Annotated in this window: 19 protein-coding genes and 1 pseudogene; 14 read left to right on the top strand and 6 right to left on the bottom strand. The window is 65.0% G+C overall.

The annotated features are described in order from the left end of the window. Positions 1–69 precede the first annotated feature (69 nt). Complete coding sequence (locus tag D3877_RS09405) at positions 70–912, bottom strand: LysR family transcriptional regulator (protein WP_119830342.1); 843 nt, start codon at positions 910–912, stop codon at positions 70–72. Positions 913–1,043: 131 nt separating this feature from the next. Here D3877_RS09405 and D3877_RS09410 point away from each other — a divergent pair, with 131 nt between their 5' ends. Continuing rightward, on the top strand, positions 1,044–1,658 hold the full coding sequence (locus tag D3877_RS09410) for a cysteine hydrolase family protein (RefSeq protein WP_119830343.1): 615 nt from the start codon (positions 1,044–1,046) through the stop codon (positions 1,656–1,658). Positions 1,659–1,701: 43 nt separating this feature from the next. Here the strand turns inward: D3877_RS09410 and D3877_RS09415 are convergent, their stop codons facing one another. The 3 genes from D3877_RS09415 to D3877_RS09425 form a co-directional block, all read right to left on the bottom strand. After that, the gene (locus tag D3877_RS09415; RefSeq protein WP_119830344.1) at positions 1,702–3,318 is read right to left on the bottom strand and encodes an ABC transporter substrate-binding protein; all 1,617 of its coding nucleotides are present in this window, start codon (positions 3,316–3,318) and stop codon (positions 1,702–1,704) included. Between the two features lie 155 nt (positions 3,319–3,473). Continuing rightward, the gene (rlmN, locus tag D3877_RS09420; RefSeq protein ID WP_119830345.1) at positions 3,474–4,640 is read right to left on the bottom strand and encodes a dual-specificity RNA methyltransferase RlmN; all 1,167 of its coding nucleotides are present in this window, start codon (positions 4,638–4,640) and stop codon (positions 3,474–3,476) included. 79 nt (positions 4,641–4,719) lie between these two features. Beyond that, on the bottom strand, positions 4,720–5,268 hold the full coding sequence (locus D3877_RS09425; RefSeq protein ID WP_119830346.1) for an invasion associated locus B family protein: 549 nt from the start codon (positions 5,266–5,268) through the stop codon (positions 4,720–4,722). A gap of 308 nt (positions 5,269–5,576) precedes the next feature. Between D3877_RS09425 and D3877_RS09430 the strand changes: the two genes are divergently transcribed. Genes D3877_RS09430 through D3877_RS30510 form a run of 3 tightly spaced genes read left to right on the top strand, consistent with a single transcriptional unit; the run spans position 5,577 to position 6,883 of the window. Next, positions 5,577–6,152 carry a sigma-70 family RNA polymerase sigma factor gene (locus D3877_RS09430; RefSeq protein ID WP_119830900.1) on the top strand — a complete coding sequence of 192 codons (576 nt, stop codon included), beginning with the start codon at positions 5,577–5,579 and terminating at the stop codon, positions 6,150–6,152. A gap of 51 nt (positions 6,153–6,203) precedes the next feature. Next, positions 6,204–6,632 carry a cupin domain-containing protein gene (locus D3877_RS30505; protein WP_238474803.1) on the top strand — a complete coding sequence of 143 codons (429 nt, stop codon included), beginning with the start codon at positions 6,204–6,206 and terminating at the stop codon, positions 6,630–6,632. Then, the gene (locus D3877_RS30510; RefSeq protein WP_238474804.1) at positions 6,584–6,883 is read left to right on the top strand and encodes a cupin domain-containing protein; all 300 of its coding nucleotides are present in this window, start codon (positions 6,584–6,586) and stop codon (positions 6,881–6,883) included. The genes D3877_RS30505 and D3877_RS30510 overlap by 49 nt, the downstream gene beginning before the upstream one ends. A 21-nt stretch (positions 6,884–6,904) precedes the next feature. Here D3877_RS30510 and D3877_RS09440 read toward each other — a convergent pair whose 3' ends face one another. Beyond that, on the bottom strand, positions 6,905–8,029 hold the full coding sequence (locus tag D3877_RS09440; protein ID WP_119830347.1) for an NAD(P)/FAD-dependent oxidoreductase: 1,125 nt from the start codon (positions 8,027–8,029) through the stop codon (positions 6,905–6,907). 170 nt (positions 8,030–8,199) lie between these two features. Between D3877_RS09440 and D3877_RS09445 the strand changes: the two genes are divergently transcribed. The 8 genes and pseudogenes from D3877_RS09445 (at position 8,200) to D3877_RS09480 (ending at position 17,372) form a co-directional block, all read left to right on the top strand. Continuing rightward, on the top strand, positions 8,200–9,078 hold the full coding sequence (locus D3877_RS09445; protein ID WP_119830348.1) for a MurR/RpiR family transcriptional regulator: 879 nt from the start codon (positions 8,200–8,202) through the stop codon (positions 9,076–9,078). Between the two features lie 43 nt (positions 9,079–9,121). Then, positions 9,122–10,453, top strand: a complete 1,332-nt coding sequence (locus D3877_RS09450; protein ID WP_119830349.1) for an ABC transporter substrate-binding protein — start codon at positions 9,122–9,124, stop codon at positions 10,451–10,453. Positions 10,454–11,484: 1,031 nt separating this feature from the next. After that, on the top strand, positions 11,485–11,658 hold the full coding sequence (locus D3877_RS30815) for an ABC transporter permease subunit (protein WP_274379625.1): 174 nt from the start codon (positions 11,485–11,487) through the stop codon (positions 11,656–11,658). A gap of 1 nt (position 11,659) precedes the next feature. Further along, positions 11,660–12,505 (top strand): ABC transporter permease, encoded by an 846-nt coding sequence (locus D3877_RS09460; protein ID WP_119830351.1) that lies wholly within the window; start codon positions 11,660–11,662, stop codon positions 12,503–12,505. A 1-nt stretch (position 12,506) separates the two neighbouring features. Continuing rightward, positions 12,507–13,475 (top strand): ABC transporter ATP-binding protein, encoded by a 969-nt coding sequence (locus D3877_RS09465; RefSeq protein ID WP_119830352.1) that lies wholly within the window; start codon positions 12,507–12,509, stop codon positions 13,473–13,475. Continuing rightward, complete coding sequence (locus D3877_RS09470) at positions 13,468–14,430, top strand: ABC transporter ATP-binding protein (protein WP_119830353.1); 963 nt, start codon at positions 13,468–13,470, stop codon at positions 14,428–14,430. Before D3877_RS09465 ends, D3877_RS09470 begins: the two co-directional genes overlap by 8 nt. Positions 14,431–14,451: 21 nt before the next feature. Beyond that, a complete protein-coding gene (locus tag D3877_RS09475) occupies positions 14,452–16,002 on the top strand; it encodes a M81 family metallopeptidase (protein WP_119830354.1) in 1,551 nt (516 codons plus the stop codon). Between the two features lie 188 nt (positions 16,003–16,190). Then, a pseudogene (locus D3877_RS09480) lies at positions 16,191–17,372 on the top strand (IS3 family transposase). Between the two features lie 58 nt (positions 17,373–17,430). Here the strand turns inward: D3877_RS09480 and D3877_RS09485 are convergent. Next, positions 17,431–18,081 carry a hypothetical protein gene (locus tag D3877_RS09485; protein ID WP_119830355.1) on the bottom strand — a complete coding sequence of 217 codons (651 nt, stop codon included), beginning with the start codon at positions 18,079–18,081 and terminating at the stop codon, positions 17,431–17,433. A gap of 591 nt (positions 18,082–18,672) precedes the next feature. Between D3877_RS09485 and D3877_RS09490 the strand changes: the two genes are divergently transcribed. Both D3877_RS09490 and D3877_RS09495 read left to right on the top strand, forming a co-directional pair. After that, complete coding sequence (locus D3877_RS09490) at positions 18,673–18,966, top strand: type II toxin-antitoxin system CcdA family antitoxin (protein WP_147395122.1); 294 nt, start codon at positions 18,673–18,675, stop codon at positions 18,964–18,966. Continuing rightward, entirely contained in the window at positions 18,966–19,280 is a 315-nt protein-coding gene (locus D3877_RS09495) for a CcdB family protein (RefSeq protein ID WP_119830357.1), read from the top strand. Before D3877_RS09490 ends, D3877_RS09495 begins: the two co-directional genes overlap by 1 nt. Positions 19,281–19,298: the final 18 nt, after the last annotated feature.

Genomic DNA, 19,298 nt, shown 5'->3' on the forward strand with positions numbered 1-19,298 from the left:
GTCCTCCGTCATCTGTCGCTTTTAAAATGACATGTGTCGTCAAGAGCCGCAAGGCGCGCCGCCGTCCCCTCACCCCTCCAACCGCGCCCGCTCGCGCTCGAACAGGCTGGTCAGATGGTCGATGACGGCGCGGACGCGCGGGACGTCCTTGCGGTCGCGGTGGACCAGCAGCCACGCCTCGCGGGTCAGCGGCGGGCCGGGCAGCGGCAGGCGGAGCAAGCCCGGCTCCCCCTCGGCCAGCATGCAGGGCAAGAGGGCGGCGCCGAATCCGGCGACCGCCGCCGCCATCTGCCCCAACACGCTGTTGGCGCGAAAGGCCACGCGCCGCCCGCCGCCATGCTGGGCCAACCACGCCGCCTCGGGCAGATCGGCCAGCGTCTCGTCATAGCCGACCAGGGCGTCGGGCGCGTCCGGGGCGGCGTAGAGGCCATAGCCGAGCGTGGCGAGACGCCGCCCGATCAGGTCGCCGTGCTGGGGGCGGGCCAGCCGGATCGCCAGATCGGCTTCGCGCCGGGCCAGACTGAGCGCGCGGTTGTCGGTGATGATTTCCAAATCCAGGTCGGGATGGGCCGCCCGCAACGGCCCCAGCCTGGGTATCAGGAAGCGGTCGGCCAACGCCTGCGTCATCGTCAGCCGCACCGTGCCGGACAGGCCGCCGCCGCTCCCCTCCCGCCGCCGGATCGCCTGGGCGCGGTCGTCCATCGCCTCGGCCAGCGCGCGCACCGCCTCCCCCTCGTCGGTCAGGCGGTAGCCGTCGGGGCGGCGCTCCACCAGCGTCCGGCCCAGCGCCGCCTCCAGCGCCGTCAGCCGCCGCCCGACCGTGGCGTGGCTGAGCCGCAAGGCGCGCGCCGCCGCCGATAGGCTGCCACGCCGCGCCAACTCCAAAAACACCCGCAGATCGTCCCAATCCACAGCCTGCTCCGCTCCGCTTTGTTCTGTTCATTTTTGAACAGACGCCGCGCAAGGATAGCGGCTGTGCGCGCAAAGATGAACCGATCAAGATCGCGGCATCCCACACGCCACAGCCTTGAAGGACGACGACGATGACCGCTCCCCAGACGCGTTTGCCCCAGACGATTTTGACGATGGCGGGCGCGCCGCTGACCCCCAGCGCGCTGGATTCCGCCGCCCTGGTGCTGATCGATCTTCAGCGCGAATACACCGACGGCGCGCTGCCGCTGGTCGGGGTCGAGGCGGCGACAGCGGAGGCCGCCGCCCTGCTGACGCTGGCGCGCGAGCATGGCGTGCCGGTCATCCATGTGGTCCATCACGGCAAGCCCGGCGGCCCGATCTTCAACCCCGATGGCCCGTTCGTGGCGATCCTCCCCGCCGTCGCCCCGCTGGACGGCGAAGCGATCATCGTCAAAGCCAAGGCCAACAGCTTCACCGGCACCACTCTGGAGGAGGTCGCGCGGGCGACCGGGCGGACGGACCTCATCATCGCCGGATTCATGACGCACAATTGCGTCAGCAGCACGGTGCGCGGGGCCAACGACCGGGGGTGGCGCGTCACCGTGGTTTCGGCGGCGACCGCGACCCGCGACCTGCCCGACGGCCAGGGCGGAATCGTTACGGCGGCGGAGCTTCAGCGCGGCGTGCTGACCGGCTTGAGCGACACGCTGGCCATTGTGGTGAAGGACGCCGGGGCCTGGGGATAAGGCGACCGCCCCACCCCCGCCCCCCGGCCTCCCCGGGCGGCGCTTACTTCTTCACGGCCTTCCAATAGACGTTGCTGTCGAAGCTCGGCCCCCAGACCATGCCGGTCAGGTTGGCGCGTTCGGCGACGACCTCGATCTGCTGGAACATGATGACGAAGGGCGAGTCGGCGAGGACCGAGCGCTGGAGATCCTGATAGATCGCCGCGCGCTTGGCCCCGTCGCTTTCCACGACGGCGGCGTTGGTCTTCTTGGTCAGCTCCGGGATGTCCCAAGCGTTGCGCCAGGTCAGCGGCTTGGATTTGGCCCCGTCGCTGTTGTCCGGGTTGGCGGCGAAGGTTTCGGCGTTGGTGTGCGGGTCCTGGTAATCCGCGCCCCACTGGTAAATAATCATGTCGTGGCTGCGGGCGCGGTACTTGGTCAGCACCTGCTTGCCGTCGCCGGGGATGATCTCGATCTTCACCCCACCGGCGGCGGCGCTGGCCTGGATGGCTTGGGCCATGTCCTGCGTCGGCGTGGTGTTGCGCATGTCCAGCGTCACCGTGAAGCCGTTGGGGTAGCCCGCCTTGGCCAACAACTCCTTCGCCTTGGCCGGGTCATAGCGGTAGGGGGTGTCGTTCAGCGCGCCCAGAAAGCCGTCCGGCAAGAAGGTCTGATGGATGGTGGCCTGACCGTTCATGATGGTCTTGGCCATGCCCTCGTAATCGACGAGGTGTTTCATCGCCTCCCGCACCTCCGGCTTGGCCAGGGCCGGGTTCTTCTGGTTGAGGCCGACGTACCACAGCGTGCCCTTGGGGGCCTGGACCAGCCGCACGGCGCTGTTGGCCTTCAACGGCTCGAACTGCTCCGGCTTCAGGTTGCGGGCGACGTCCACGTCCCCCTTTTCCAGCAACAGCCGTTGGGTGGCCGGTTCGGCGATGTGGCGGATCAACACCCGCTTCAGCCCCGGCGCGCCGCGCCAATAGTTGGGGTTGGCGTCGAGCGTCAGCAGCTCGCTCGCCTTCCACTGCTTCAACTGGAAGGGGCCGGACCCGGCGGAGTTCAGGCGCAGCCAAGCCGACCCGAAATCGCCGTCCTTCTCCTTGCTCTGCACCAGCTTGGAATCGACGACCGACGCCACACCGGCGGTCAGGCAGTTCAGCACGAAGGTGGGGGCGTAGACCTGCTCGGTGGTGAAAACCAGCGTGCGCGGGTCGGTGGCCTTGACCATCTGATCGACGTTTTCGGCCGTCAGACCGAACTGGCCGAGGATGAAGGCCGGCCCCTTGTTCAGCTTCACCGCACGGCGCAGCGAATAGGCGGCGTCCTCGGCGGTCAGCGGGTTGCCGGAATGGAATTTAATGCCGTCGCGGATTTTGAAGGTGAAGACCTTGCCATCGGGCGAAACGGTCCAGCTTTCGGCGACCTCGCCCCCGATCTTGCTGACGTCCTTGGGATCGATGTTGATGAGACGGTCATAGACCTGCGCGCCGTATTCAGCGCCGGAAAACTCGAAGATCTCAGCGGGGTCAAGGCCGACGATGTCGTCGAACTGCCACGCCATCACCAACGAATCCTTGGGCGTGTCGGCCAGAGCCGCGCCGGTCAGGATGGCGGGGGAGAGGGCGATGGCGGAAAGGGCGATGGCGGCGGCGCCGAACAGGCCGCTTTTGAAGCTGGTCATCCCTGTTGTCTCCCGAACGGGTCTTTGTTGGGCGCTCGATGTTTGCGCCATCGAAGCATCCCGCGCGTCTTCGCGCTTTGTCAAGCCGACCAGTGGGGATTTCTCAGGCCCTGTCGTCTCCCTCTTCCCAGGGGGGAAGAGGGAAACAAGAGGGGTCAAACCAGTTCGGCGTCCTTTTCGGCGATGACCTTGTCGATGGCCGCGCGCTCGGCGGCGGACAGGCGCAGGCTGTCGCTGCGCAACTGGCCGCAGGCGGCCATGATGTCCTCGCCGCGCGGGGTGCGCACCGGGCTGGCGTAACCGGCGTTGTTGACCAGATCGCCGAAGATCTGGATCGCCCGGTCGGTGGAGCGCTCATAGGGCGCGCCCGGCCAGGGGTTGAAGGGAATGAGGTTGATCTTGGCCGGAACCCCTTCCAACAGCTTGACCAGCGCGCGGGCGTCGGCGGGGCTGTCGTTGATCCCCTTCAGCATCACATACTCGAACGTGATGCGCCGGGCGTTGGACAGGCCGGGGTAATCCCGGCAGGCCGCGATCAAATCCCGCAGCGGGTATTTGCGGTTGATCGGCATGATGATGTCGCGCAGCTCGTCCGTCACCGCGTGCAGGCTGACCGCCAGATTGACGTTCAGCTCCTCGCCACAGCGCCGCATGGCGGGAACCACGCCGGAGGTGGACAGGGTGATGCGCCGCTTGGAGATCGAAATTCCGTCACCGTCCATCACGATCTTCAACGCCTTGGCGACGTTCTCGTAATTGAACAGCGGTTCGCCCATGCCCATCATGACGACGTTGGACAGCATCCGCCCATCCGGCGGGGCGGGCCATTCGTCCAGCATGTCGCGGGCCAGCATGACCTGGGCCACAATCTCCGACGAATCGAGGTTGCGCACCAGACGCTGAGTCCCGGTGTGGCAAAAGCGGCAGGTCAGCGTGCAGCCGACCTGCGAGGAGACGCACAGCGTGCCGCGATCCTCTTCGGGGATGTGGACGCTCTCCACTTCCTGCCCGTCGGGCATGCGCAGCAGCCATTTGCGGGTGCCGTCCGCCGATTTCAGATCCTTGACCACCGTCGGGCGGGCGATGAGATGGCTGTCGGCCAGCTTTTCGCGCACTGGCTTGGCCAGCGTGGTCATCACCGAAAAATCGGTGGCGCCGCGATGGTAAATCCAGTGCCAAAGCTGGCGCGCCCGGAATTTCTCCAGGCCAATGGACAGCATTTCGGCTTCCAGCTCGTCGCGGGACAGGCCGACAAGGTTTTTGCGCCCGTCCGCGTCAACGGCGGGCAGGGCAAAGGCGTTTGCGTGATTGGAGGCGCTCATGACCCCTTAAATAAGGCCATGAGCGCGAAGAGTCAAAAGACCAAGCGTCAACCTGCGTTTTCCAAGAACGGAAAAGCGCTCAGCGCTTCACGCCGCAGGCCTGGTTGATCGCGTCGTAAGCCTGGGTGACGCCGTCCAGGCTGTAGGTGTCGGTGGTCTTGGTGCCGCGCCCCGAGACGCCCTTGACGACCATCGGCTTGGCCTTGGTGTCGCGCAGGGCGGCGGTCACGGCCTTGTCTGTTTCCGCATCGCGCGCCCAGGCGGTTTCCCCGTCGGTGAACAGCTTGAACGGCTTGCCGCCGATCTCGACGGTCGTCTCGCTGTCCTTCTTGAAGGGGTAGCCCGCGATGAAGCTGACGACGTCCAGCGATTTTTCCGCCGGGCGGTGCGTGACCAGGACATAGACGTCGCCACGCTTGGCGGCCGTCGGTTCCTTTTTCTTGGGCTGGCTGGAGATGTAGCAGACCTTCTTGCCGTTCTCCTCGAAGGCGAAGGCGCTCCAATCCTTGAAGGTGCCGAGAAGACGCGGATCGGCGGCGCTGGCCGAGGTCACGGCAACCGCCGACAGCGACGCGGCGAGAACCAGGACGGCCCCAAGGGGGCGGCGGATGGCGCGGATGGGCAACATCGTGTGCGACTGCTCGTTGGTGTTCGGTGGGTCGGGCGGACACTACCGCAAATCATCCCGCTTTTCCAAGGGGAGTGGGCGCCGCAAAACGCGCCGACGCGCGATTCCGCCGCGCTGGCGATTTTTTGCGTCCGTCCCATTTGAAATGTGATCCACACGAGCGTACGCCGCGTACCAACGGTCAGACGGCGGAGACAGGGCGAGGGGCGAGGCTGAATCGAGAAAAGATCCGGTAAATTCCGCGCGAGGCGGCGGAGGATGGCGATCCCGATCTTGTGCGGGCGTTGTTGTTCGCCTTGAATGGGGGGATGCAAGACACGCGCACCCCCATGGCCGACGCGCCCCCCAGCCTGGAAGATCTGCTCGTCGCCGTTGGCCGCGATCAGGATCGTCTGGCGTTCGGGGCGCTGTTCGGTCACTTTGCCCCGCGTCTGAAGACCTATCTGCGCCGGTTGGGTTGCGACTCCGGCGCGGCGGAAGAGATTGTGCAGGAGGTCATGCTGTTGGTCTGGCGCCGCGCCGAAACCTATGACCCGGTTCAGGCGTCGGCCAGCACCTGGATGTTCACCATCGCCCGCAACAAGCGGGTCGATTCCCTGCGCCGCGAACAGCGGCCAGAGATCGACCCGAACGATCCGGCCCTGACCCCCGACCCGGTCGAGGCCGCCGATCACCGGGTGGAGGTGCGCGAAAGCAACGCCCGCCTGCGCGCCGCCTTGAAGGAGTTGCCGCCCGAACAGGCGGAGTTGCTGCGGATGGCCTATTTCGAGGACAAACCGCACAGCCTGATTTCCGCCGAGCATGGCATCCCGCTTGGCACGGTGAAATCGCGCCTGCGATTGGCGATGGATCGCCTGCGCCGGGCGCTGCACGAGGATGTTTGAGGGGACGCGTGAGGGGATGTTGCGTGAGGATCGTCGCATGAGGATTGTTGCATGAGTCTGCCCAGCCATCATCCGGGCGACACCCTGCTGATCGACTATTCCGGCGGCGCCCTGTGCGAAGGGGCGTCGCTGGTCGTCGCCACCCACCTCGCCTTCTGCCCCTGCTGCCGCCGTCTGGTTACGGAGATGGACGCGGTCGGCGGCGCCCTACTGGAGGATCTGGAGCCGGAACCGCTCGATCCCGGTTGCCTGGACGCTTTGCTCGCCCGCATCGACCGCGAAGAAAACACCCTTCCCCCTGCCGCCCCGCCGCCCGCCCGGCGCCGAAACCCACCGAAGCCACCGCGCGCGCCGCGTGTTTGCCCGAACCCTTGCGCGGCTATGTGCGCGGCCCGCTCGACCGGCAGCCCTGGCGTTTCCTGCAACCGGGCATGGCTTATGTCGATCTCGACGCCGGACGGTCGGCCACCACCCGGCTGATCCGCATGAAGGGCGGCGTCAGCGTGCCGCGCCACACCCACGGCGGCATCGAATTGACCGTGGTGCTGGACGGCGGCTTTTCCGACGAGTTCGGCGCGTTCCAGCCCGGCGACATCGCCGTGGGCGACCCGTCCATCGAACACAGCCCGGTGTCCGACCCGGAAGGCTGCCTGTGCGTGACCGCCACCATCGGCGGCCTGACCTTGACCGGCCCGTTTGGCCGCTTCCTCAACCGTTTCATCCGCTTCTGACCGTCGGACACAGCCGACCCGTCAGAATCGGAACCGGGTTGGAGAAAGGTCGGCGGCGTTGACGCCCGCCGCCGCCGCGTCAGCGGGAACGTTCCCGCCGGTGGCCAGCGCCGCCGCGATGCGAGCGAGCGTCGGCGCCATCATGATGCCGTAGCCGCCCTGTCCAATCAGCCAGAAGAATCCGGTCAGTTCGGGATCGAAACCAACGACCGGGTTGGCGTCGGCGACGAAGCTGCGAAGGCCCGCCCAGGTGCGCGGAGCCTTGCGAACGCTGGTCTTGGTGTGGGTCTCCAGCCACTCGACGAGCGTGGCGACGTCCAGATCGTCAGGCTGAATGTCCTGTGGCTCAACCGGGGTCTCGTCGGCGAGCGAGGCCATGACGCGACCGCCGTCGGGCTTCAGATAGGGGGCGTCGCCCGCGAATTCGACGAGCGGCATCCCGTGAAGATCAAGGTCGGCGGGGCCGTCGATGACGAGCGCGGTGCGGCGCTTGGGCACGAGGCCGACCGGGCGGGCGCCAGCCAGGCGGGCGACGGCGTCGCCCCAGGCCCCGGCGGCGTTCACCACGGTCGCCACCGAAATCTCCTCGCCGCCCGCCGTCACCCGCCAAGTCGCGCCGTCGCGCCGCAGCGCCGTGACGGGCTGGGCGCGCCGGATGTCGCCGCCGCGCCGCCGAAAGCCGCGCAGGAAGCCCTGGTGGATGGCCGCCACGTCCATATCGGTCACACCCGGCTCGAAGGCGGCGGCGGCGACCATCTCGGGACGGATCAGCGGGGCGAGGCGCAACGCCTCGGCCACGGGGATCGGGTGGATGGGGTCGCGCTCGGTCCCGTTGGTCAGGAAGGCGGCAAGCTCCCCCTCATTCCCGCTCTTGAACAGCGTGAGCGCGCCACGAGGCGACAGCAGCGGCGCCTCGGCAAAGCCGTCCGGCGGCGCCTCGAAGAACGCGCGGCCAACGGCGTTGACCCGCCGGACGATGGGCGGGCCGAAATTCGGCGTGTAAAGCGCCGCCGAACGGCCCGTCGAATGGTATCCGGGCTGGCTCTCGGCCTCGATCAGCACCACGCGCGCTTCGGCTTGAAGCTCAAAGGCCACCGAAGCCCCGGAAATGCCCGCGCCGATCACCGCAAAATCATATGTCGACATGCCGTCCCACCCGGATTGACGTCCCACGCGTCCGCGCTCCACCGGAGGCGGACGGCGCGGCTTCTCTGGGCAATTAAAACACCGCGTCGCTCAATTTTTGCAAGTTAATAAAAATCGTTTGACGATCTGAAAGAAAACTATCAGCCTTTCATCCGAAAGGAGGGCCGCTGATGGAAGGAACCTTACGGGACAGGCTGCGCGCCTGCCTGCCGACGGGATCGAAAGCCGATCAGGCCTTGGCGAGCTACATCCTTGCCCGGACCGGCAGCGTTCCCTTCGAGACGGCCGCGACGCTGGCCGCCAAGGTGGGGGTGAGCGAACCGACGGTCGGCCGCTTCTGCCGCTCGCTCGGCTACGCCAGCTTCAAGGACCTGAAAAGCCAACTGGAACAGGACATCGGCGACCGGCCCTGGTTGATCTCCGACCGGCTGAAGGCGTTCCAGGCGCGCTCGCTCGCCGGGGGGGACGCCCTGGCGCAATCGCTCCAGTTGGAGATGGCCGGTCTGGTGGCGGTCTATGAATTGGCCCAATCGGACCAGTGGCGGCAGGTGGTCAAGCGGCTGGCCACGGCGCGGCGGGTGTTCGCCGCAGGCTTCCAGACCGAACGCGGCATGGCGCACATGTTCACCCATCAGTTGCAGTATTTGCGCGACGGCGCGCAACTGCTGGACCTCGACGGCGGGCATTTCGCAGAGTTGCTGGAGACGGACACGCAGGACGTCGCCCTCGTTATTTTCGAGGCCCGACGCTATTCGCGGCTGGCGAAGCTGCTGGCCCGCACGGCGAGCGAGCGGGGCATTCCCGTCACCCTCGTCACAGACGCCTTCTGCGACTGGGGCGCGGCGCTGACGAGCGAGATGTTCGTCGTGCCGACCGAGTTCAACCTTTTCTGGGATTCCACCGCTCAGATGGCGAGCCTCATCAATCTGATGATGAACGCGATTTCCATCGAGATCGGTCCCGACGTGGAAGCCCGCATGACCCGGGTTTCTCAGCTTTACGCCCGCTTCACCGGCCATGTGGGCGATCCCCACGGAACCGAGACGTGATCCATCGTAGAAACCACGCGGCACATTGATTGGGGAAAGCTCCATGCAGACGCTTGCCAGAATCGCCTTGCTCACCGTTTCCGCGCTTGCCTGCTCCTGTTCGGCGCTGCTCGCGCAGGAGGCCACCTTCGCCGTCACGGCGCGCGAAGTTGGCGCCCCCTCTTACAACCCCATCACCGGCACCCGGCTCAACAGCGCCAATTCGCTGATTTACGACCGGCTCCTCTTGCAGGACGCCGACCAGAGCTTTCACGGCTCTCTGGCGACCGCCTGGGAACAGACGCCCGACGGCATGCAGTGGACCTTCACACTGAAAGCGGGCGTGAAATTCCACAACGGCGAACCCTTCAACGCCAAAACCATCGAATGGTGGATCCCCAAATTCGCCGGAACCGAAAACGCCTACATGGTCGCCAACATCGACAAGGTCGAGGTGGTCGATGACCTGACGGTGCGTTTTCTGATGAAAACGCCGGACCCGAATCTGCTGTTCAACCTCGCCTCCTCCTTCATGGGCGTTCCCGCGCCCAAGGCCTATGACCAACTCGGCGACAAGTTCGGCGTGACCGCCGCCGTCGGCACCGGCCCTTACAAGATGGAGACCTTCACCGTCGGCCAGAACACCGTTCTGACGCGCAACGATGATTTCACCTGGGGATCGGACCTGTCCGTCAATCGCGGTCCGGCCAAGATCAAAAAGATCACGGTGCGCGAGATCGCCGAGGATTCCACGGCGTTCCTCGAACTCCAGACCGGCGGCGTGGATCTCCTGTACACGGTGCCGACCGACTTCCTGCCCCGCCTGAAGGCCGAAAAGTCGGTCAAGGTGATGATGATTCCCGGAACCGAGATCGTCTACATGCCGATCAACGTCACGGTGGAGCCATTCACCGACATCAAGGTCCGGGCGGCGGCGGCCTACGCCATCAACCAGAAGGCCATTTGGCAGACGCTTTATGGCGGCGTCGGCGCCCCGGCGAACAGCTTCCTCATTTCGTCCCTTCAGGAATCCAAGGTTGATCCGAAACTCGCGATCTCCTACGCCCCGGACCGCTCGAAGACGCTCCTTGACGAGGCTGGATGGATTGTTGGACCGGACGGCGTCCGGGCGAAGAACGGCCAGACATTGCGGGTGAAGCTGTGGACCTCCAACGGCACCGAGTTCAAGCGCATCACCGAAGCCGTTCAGGCTCAGCTCAAAGACGTTGGCATCCAGGCGGACATCACCATTTTCGATCCCTCCTCGATCAACGCCCAGTACAAGAAAAAGACTGAGCATCAACTGGCGGTGCGTTCCTATTCCTGGACGAACGCCGACATCATCGACTGGTTCTTCTCAGGCAAGCGCCTTGCTATCCGAACGTGTCCATGCTGAACAGAGTCCCGAAGGCGGAAGAGCTGAAACATCTGCCCATGACCAAGGCAAAGACCTGGACGAGCCTTCGCGAATTTCAACGCGTATCACGCGTATATCCTTCAGCATATCGCCTTTTCCGCCGAGTCTACGAGCCAGCCAACATCTTCGCCTACTCCACCGGAAGCTGAAGTTGCCGGAGCGATCCGGGCACCGCCTGACCCAGCCAGACCATTTTGGACGCCGATCGTGCACCAAGATAAACGCCGCAAGGATAAACCAGGATGTTCGGCTATCTTTCATGAAGCGTCTTCTGCTCCTCTCCCGTCTTCCTCATCATGATCGGCGGTTGTCTTCGCCATCCAGAATGCATCTGGTGCCGGTCGACACCCGACGACAACATGCGTGTCAGATCGGCTCATCGCCCGCGCGAGTCGGGCCGAACTGACGGCGAAATTCGGTATGGATCAGCCAACTCGTCGTCAATACGGCGTTGGCTGAGCTCGGGTGTTCCCGCGATCTCGGGCGACGCCATCATCCCTCAACCAGCCGGTCCTCACCCTTCTCCTCGCCAATACTGCCCTACGTTGGCGCTGGGCGTCTGGCGCTGGCCTTCTCCACTCACCGTCGGCATCTCTCGATCGGCCCGACCATCCCGCCTTTCTTCCGCGAACAGTTGGTTGACCCACGGTTTTCCATGACCCTCATTCTGATGGGGGCCACATTCCCAATTCTGGCCTCGGCCTTCTCATGATCTCTGGTCTTCCGCGGTAGGAGCTTGGGTGGTTCCGGTGTCGGGGCGCGCAGCGGCCGACGCGCTCGTCCTGCCGGCTACCATCGGGCTGGGGGCGTCGCCCTCATCGCCCGCGTCACCGCGACGCCCATGCTAGGAGACCGCGCGGCAGGATTTTTCGTTTCTGCGCACGCCAAGGGGTGAGCAAGCGCCAGAGTCCATCTCTTGGCCATGTCGCTGCGTCATGCGCTCCTGACGGTTCGTCACCATCATCGGCCTTGAAATCGCTGGGTTTCGGCGGCGCGTTGACCAATCGAATCTGTCTTCGCCCGCCCGGCTCGGCTCCTCCTCATTTTCAGCCCTCAACCAGCGTGACTATCCGATCATCCAGGGCTGCCTTTTGATGCTGGGCATCGCCGTCATGCTCGGCACCCTGGTCGGCGATTTGGCTCAAGCGGCGCTTGACCCCCGCATGCGCGACGGGATGCGCTGACATGGCCGTCCTCACCGCCCTCCGCGCCGCCATCGCCAGCCCGCGCGGCGCGCCGTCCGCCGCGATCCTGGCGCTGGCCGTGACCGCCGCGATCGCCGCGCCTTGGCTGGCGCCCTACCCCTACGCAGAACAGAATCTCGCCGGCGCCATGATGGAGCCATCAGCCGCCCATCTCCTTGGCACCGACGAATTCGGCCGCGACCTGCTCTCGCGCATCATCTATGGCGCCCGTGTGTCGCTGGGCGTCGCCGTCACCGCCATTTCCCTGTCGGTCATGATCGGCCTCGTGCTCGGGGCGGTCGCCGGTTATCTCGGCGGCTGGGTCGACCGGGTGTTGATGGCCATCGCCGACGTGACCTGGTCCTTTCCGGAAATCCTCATCGCGCTCGTGCTCATCGCCATTCTCGGCCCCGGTCTTTCCAGCGCGGGCATCGCCATCACCATCGGCTATCTCGCCCAGTTCGCCCGGCTCACCCGCAGCCAGATCATCGCGCTGAAGCGGGAGACCTATGTCGAGGCGGCGATCAGCATCGGCTCCGGCCATGTCCATGTGCTCGCCCGCCATCTCATTCCCAACGCGCTGACGCCGGTCATCGTGGCCGGGATGCTGGCGGTCGGCGACGCCATCATTCTGGAAGCGACGCTCGGCTTCTTCGGCCTTGGCGCGCAACCGCCGCTGCCCAGTTGGGGCGCGCTGATGAGTTCCGGGGTCGCCCAGATCTATCTGGCGCCCTGGGTCATCCTCTTTCCGGGCCTCGTCATCGCCGTGACCGTCATCGCCATCAACCTGTTCGGCGACGCGCTCATCGACGCGCTCGCCATCCGCAACCGGCTGAAGGACCGCTGAGATGAGCCTTCTTACGGTCCAAGACCTGTCCGTCGCCATCGGCCTGCTGCCGCTCCTCGACCGCGTGAGCTTTTCGCTGGAGCGGGGCGAGGTGCTGGGGCTGGTGGGTGAATCGGGATCGGGCAAGTCGTTGACGGCCATGGCGCTGATGGGGCTGCTGCCGTTGATCGGTGGGCGGATCACCTCGGGGCGGGTGAGCTTCGACGGCATCGACCTCACCCGCCTGCCGGAGGCCGAGTATCGGACGCTGCGCGGCCAACGGATCGCGCTCATTTCCCAGAATCCCATGACGTCGCTCGATCCGATCCTGACGGTCGGCGCGCAGATCGATCAGGCCTCGCGCATCCACGCCGGGCTGTCGCCGAAGGCGGCGCGCGCCCGCAGCCTCGACCTCATGCGTCAATTGCGCATCCCGGAGGCCGCCGCCGTTCACGGCCATTACCCGCACCAGCTTTCCGGCGGCATGAAGCAGCGCATCGTCATCGCCATGGCGTTGGCGGGCGACCCCGACCTCATCATCGCCGACGAGCCGACCACCGCGCTCGACGTCACCATCCAGGCGCAAATCATCCAGATCCTGTGTGATCTCGTGGCGGAGCGCGGCCTCGCCCTCCTCCTCATCACCCACGACATGGGCGTGGTGGCGCAGGCCTGCCACCGGGTCAGCGTGCTCTACGCCGGACGGGGCGCGGAAACGGGTCCCGTCCGCGACATCTTCGCGCGACCGCGCCACCCCTACACGAAGGCGTTGATCGGCTGCATCCCGCAGGAGGGGCAGGCGCCCGGCTCCCTGGTTGGCATTCCCGGCATGGTGCCAGCCGCTTTGGCCTACCCGAAGGGCTGCCGTTACCATCCGCGCTGCGCCATCGCCGCGCCGGATTGCCGGACGGACGTGCCGACGGGGTCGATTGTGGACGCGAGCGGGGCCGTCGCCTTTTGTCATCATCCGCTGGAGGCTGGCCATGTCTGACACGATCCTGCGCTTTGACGGGGTCAGCCGCGACTTCAGTTCGCAAAAGGGCTTCTTTGGCGGAAAGCGAACCATGCGCGCCGTCGATTCCCTGACCCTCGACGTGCCGCGCGGCAAAGTCACCGGCGTGGTCGGGGAATCGGGCTGCGGCAAGTCCACGCTCGCCCGCCTCGCCCTGCATTTGCTGAAACCAACCGCTGGCCATGTGTGTTTCGAAGGCAATGACCTTGCCGGGCTGACGCCAGCGGCGCTGCGTCGCCAGCGGCGGCACATGCAGATGGTCTTCCAGGATCCCTATTCCTCGATCAACCCGCGCTTCACCATCCGCGACGCGGTGATGGAACCCTTCCAGGTCCACGGCGTCCGCCACACCCGCGCCGAAGCCAAGGACAAGGCCGCGCGTTTTCTGGAGATGGCCGGGCTGGACCCGCAGCTTGCCGAACGCTACCCGCAACAACTGTCCGGCGGCCAGAAGCAGCGCGTCGGCATCGCTCGGGCGCTCGCCCTTGAGCCTGATCTCATCGTGCTGGACGAGCCGACCGCCTCCCTCGACGTGTCGATTCAGGCGCAGATCATCGCGCTGCTGGCCGATCTCAAGACCCGGCTTGGCCTCACCTACCTCTTCATTTCCCATGATCTCGGTCTGGTGCGCTACTTCTGCGACCGGATCGTCGTCATGTATCTGGGGGCGGCGGTGGAGATCCTGCCATCCACCGACGCGCCGCATCGTCATCCCTACACGCGCACGCTGATGGACAGCGCCTTCCTGCCGGACCCGGAGCGGCGCAAGACCGTGACCGCGATGACCGGAGAGATTCCAAGCGCGTTCGAGCGTCCGCCGGGCTGCGCCTTCGCCCCCCGCTGTTCGCTCGCCAGCAGCCGCTGCTACGCGGAAAAGCCGGTCCTTCTGACCACAGAGCGGCATCCGGTCGCCTGCCACCATCCGCTCGACTGACCCATTCCCGGAGAGATCGCGATGCCCTTCACCGTGCTCACAGCCGAGTTCCAGCACGAAAGCAACACCTTCTCTTGCCGCAAGACCAACCTGAAGGCGTTTCGCGACCGCTATTATTACGACGCCAAGGAGGCCTTCGCCGAGCGTGGCGACGCCAACACCCCGCTTGGCGGTTTTCTTGACGTCGCCCGGCGACAGGGTTGGACCGTGATCCACCCCATCAGCACGGGGGCGACGCCCGCCGGTCCGGTCACGGTGGAGGCTTACGAGCATATTGCGGGCGTCATCCTCGCCGCCGTGGCGGAAAACCGGGACCGGATCGACGGCATCCTCCTGGGGTTGCACGGGGCCATGGTCGCCGAACATCTGGAGGATGGCGAGGGGGAGTTGCTCACGCGCATCCGTTCCATCGTTGGGCCGGACATCCCCATCGGCGTCACGCTGGACCCACACGCCAACGTCACCGAGGCGATGGTCGCCCAGGCGCAGATCGTCATCGGCTACAAGACCTATCCGCATGTGGACATGCGCGAACGCGGAGTCCAGGCGGCGTCCATCCTCGCCCGCGCCATGACGGGCGAAATCCGCCCGATCACGCTGCGCGAGCATCGCCCCATGCTGGAGGAGGCGACCGGCGGGCGCACCGACACAGGCCCCATGGTGGCGCGGCTCACCCGGGCCGTCGCCTATGAACAGGAACCCGACGTCTTCGCCGTATCGGTCAATGGCGGATTCGGCAACGCGGACATCGCGGAGGTCGGGCCGACGGCGCTCGTCACCTGCCAGGGCGACGTCGCCAAGCACCGCGCCGTCATCCAGGAGATCGCCGACGACATTTGGAACCGGCGCAACGAGGTGGTGAACCATTATCTCTCCGTGGACGAGGCCGCCGCGCGGGCGCGGAATTATCAGGCGACGAAGGGTCCGCTCGTCATCGCCGATTACGCGGACAATCCGGGCGGTGGAGCCTATGGCGATTCCACCCGCCTGCTGGCCGCGCTGATCGCGGCGGAGGTTGAGGACGCCTGCCTTGGCGGGCTGGTGGACCCCGAGGCCGTGGCGGAGCTTTCCAGCCATGAACCGGGCGAGACGGTCCGGCTCCGGCTTGGCGGCAAGACCGATCCACGCTTTGGCGGCGGCCCCCTTGACGTCACGGCGACGCTCCTCGGTCGCTTCACCGGCGATTATGTCGGGGAGGGACCGATGATGGCGGGCATGAAGGGCAGCTTCGGCCCCTCGGCGGTCATCCGCATCGGCGGCATCGACGTGCTCGTCATTTCAAACCCCGCGCAGATGCTTGATCTCGGCCAGTTCCACGCCTTCGGCATCACGCCGGAGCGCTGCCGGTCGGTTGTGGTCAAGTCCATGCAGCATTTCCGCGCGTCCTTCGAACCCATCGCGGGCGAGGTCATCGTCGCGGACAGCGGCGCGCTCTGCACGCCCGACCTGACCAAACTCCCCTTCCGCCGCGCCCGCCGCCCCATCTTCCCGCTCGACCAGGACATGGAGAACACAAGCCGGGACAATGCACATGGGTTGGCGGATGCGCCGGAGTCCAATGGGAGGCCATAGGAATTGGGCGCTTAAGCCAATCCCAGCCGTTTCCAGAACGCCGCCCCGCCTTGGCGCTTGGCGCTCGACAGAAGCGGCATCCTGAACGCGCTCGCCGACTTTGAACCACGCATCGCAGGAACTGAGCTGGTCCCCATCTGGCGGACAGTTGGCTAAGCTTGGTTCGCCCATGAGGAAGGACGAACCCGATGACAGGGAAACGGAAGCGGTATTCGGCGGATTTCAAGGCGAAGGTTGCGCTGGAGGCGATCCGGGGTGAACTGACGATTTCGCAGCTTGTCGCCAAGCACGGCGTGCACCAGACGGTGATCAACGCTTGGAAGAAGCAGGCGATGGACGGCTTGGCGAGCGTGTTCTCCGGCAAGGCGGAGGCGGTGGAAACCGGGCACGCGGGTGAGGTCGAGAAACTGCACGCGATGATCGGTCAACTGGTCGTGGAGCGGGATTTTTTGCGCAAGGCCTCCGGTCGATGAGCGTCGAACGGAGGCGGGAACTGATCGAGCCGGAGCATCCTCGGTTGTCGATCGTGCGGCAATGCGCGTTGGTGTCGATCAGCCGGTCCCGCTATTACGGTCCGAGGACAGGCGAGACGGCTGAAAACCTCGCTCGGATGCGGGTGATCGACGAGCAATTCCTGGAAACACCCTGGTACGGCAGCCGACAGATGATGCGCCATCTTCGTCGGCTGGGTTATGCGGTCAATCGCAAGCGGGTTCGCCGCTTGATGGGGCGGATGGGGCTGCAAGCCGTCTATCAGAAACCGAAGACGACGGCGCCGCATCCCGAGCACAAGATCTGGCCCTACCTGTTGCGTGACATGGTCATCGACCGCCCCAATCAGGTGTGGTGTACCGATATCACCTATATTCCGATGCGCCGGGGGTTCCTGTATTTGGTTGCCGTCATGGACTGGGCATCGCGCCGGGTGTTGGCTTGGCAGCTATCGAACACGATGGACGTCGAATTCTGCATCGAGGCGCTGGAGGAAGCCATGGCGCTTCATGGGCGCCCCGAGATCTTCAACACCGATCAGGGCAGCCAATTCACCAGCCCGCGCTTCACAACAGTCTTGACCGAGGCCGACATTCGGGTGTCGATGGACGGGCGCGGGCGGTGGATGGACAATCTTCGTCGGGCTTACGCCGCGCCACTGGCGCGACGGTCCCTCCGAAGTCATCGAACGGCTCTGGCGATCAATCAAATACGAGTGCGTCTACCTCAACGCCTTCGAGACCGGCAGCGAGGCCAGGGCCGGGATCGGCCGCTGGATCGACTATTACAACACCGACCGACCGCACTCGGCGTTCGGCGGCAGAACCCCCGCCGAGGTCCACCAGGGCCTCCCAGCCAGAACCCGTGTGGCGGCGTGAGACAGACATGAACCAAGCTTAGCGCCACTGAAAAACTGTCCGCCAGATGGGGACCAGCTCAAACCTCGGGCGGGGCGGGAGCCTTTCCCATATAGCCGCGCTTGTGCGCGTGGATGAGGATTTGCCGCAGGGTGGGGTATTCGCGGTTCAGGGTGTTGGCGTCGGGTTCGGCGTAGCTTTCCACCTGTTTGAGGCTGATCCGCGATGCCCGTTTCTGATCTCCGGGCGACATGCCCCTCAAACGCTCGGCCAGCACCAGCCAGTAGGAGCGACGCCACAGCCGGTAGTCGGCGATCATCAGGTCGGCGATCATCGCCATGCTGGTCACGGCGCGCTCGTCCTGGAAGTAGGGGACGAGGAACTTATCGATGACGTCACGCTTGTAGTCCTGGCCGACCTCCTGACGGGCCAGCCACTCCTCGGCCACGTCCTTGAAACTCATGTTGTTCTTGCGCACACCCTGATTGCCCAACCAATCGCCGGTCGGGTCCTCCTTGTAGGCCGACAGGGCGTCGAGCGCGCGTTTGAGCGCCTCCATCTTGTCCGTGGTGCGCAAGGATCTCTGAGGATGATGATCCCCGACCTTCAGAAGATAGCACGTTGGTTTCTTCTGCGAGCTGCGAATTCCGATGGAGATGTCAGGAAAGCTGCGGTCGATGTTGGTGTAGGAGGGAACATCGCTTCCCGATGGTCTTTGACGAGTCTTCATGGCGCTCCAATGAAATCAATGTATGCATCCACTGCATTTTACGGGAGCGCGCTTGTGGGCGTAAATATTTCAATGACGGATGGTTCAGATGCCGGGACGTTGTATGTTGGACGGTCCCGCACCGGGAATATGCAAAGTGAAATGCAAAACGGCGTCGTCTTGGCGTCGTCACCAATCCATTGATTTTATTTAATAAAATCAAGACGCTCTACGCTTTGGGGCAGCCGGACTGTAGGCAAACCAAAAGGGCCTAGCTGATTTGTCAACTAGTCCCTTGATATTCTTGCGGAATTTTGGTGGAGCCAATCAGGATCGAACCGATGACCTCTACAATGCCATGGTAAGGGTTTCCAGGCTAATACGTTGAAATTTCTCGATTTCATATGACGGGACGTGACGGAACCTAACATGAACTGACGGGGGTTTCGTTGAAGCTCGTTGAAGGACGTTGAAGCTTCCGAGCCTGGAAACACCCCCCTATCGAGACGTACTGCCCGGCGCTTGGCGGCATTCCATCGCTCCTCGAGGAGAAGCCTTCTTCCCTGCTTCACCAATGCGCATTACCATACACACGACACGGCGGAGGACGACATGAGTCACATCCAGCGGACTGCGGCGGGCTACGATGTCGGGGCTTCGAAGAGGCGTGTCAACGTCACGCTCAACGAAGACCTCGTTCGCGTCGCCCAGGCCTACACCGACAACCTCTCCGGGACCATCGAGACGCTTCTCGCCACCTGGGCGCAGACGGAACGGCGGAAACGTGAGGACGATCAGGAGCACCGCCGGAAGGTCGCCGCAGCGTGGAACGCCTTCGACGAGCGGCATGGCCGCTTCGCCGACGAGTGGAACCGGGACTTCATGCCGGACGACGAGACCCGCTGATGCCGCAGTTTGACGTCCACCGCAACCCGGGCCGCACCAGGGCCGCGATCCCGTTCGTACTGGTCGTGCAGGGCGACCGCTGGAAGGACCGTGCCGATCGCGTCGTCGCGCCGCTGGTCCTGGCGAGCGAGATTGCGTATCGCGACCCGACCCTGAACCCGGACTTCACGATCGACGGCACGACGGTCATCCTGAACCCGCTTCAGATGGCGACCATTCCCACCCGCGTGCTCGGTCCTGCGGTGGGGAATCTCGACGGCGAGCACATCCGGGTCATCGCCGCGTTCGATGCCATGATTGCCCAAGGGCAGTAACGCCCTCTAGTGAACTGA

It is taken from the genome of Azospirillum cavernae (assembly GCF_003590795.1).
Classification (GTDB): domain Bacteria; phylum Pseudomonadota; class Alphaproteobacteria; order Azospirillales; family Azospirillaceae; genus Azospirillum; species Azospirillum cavernae.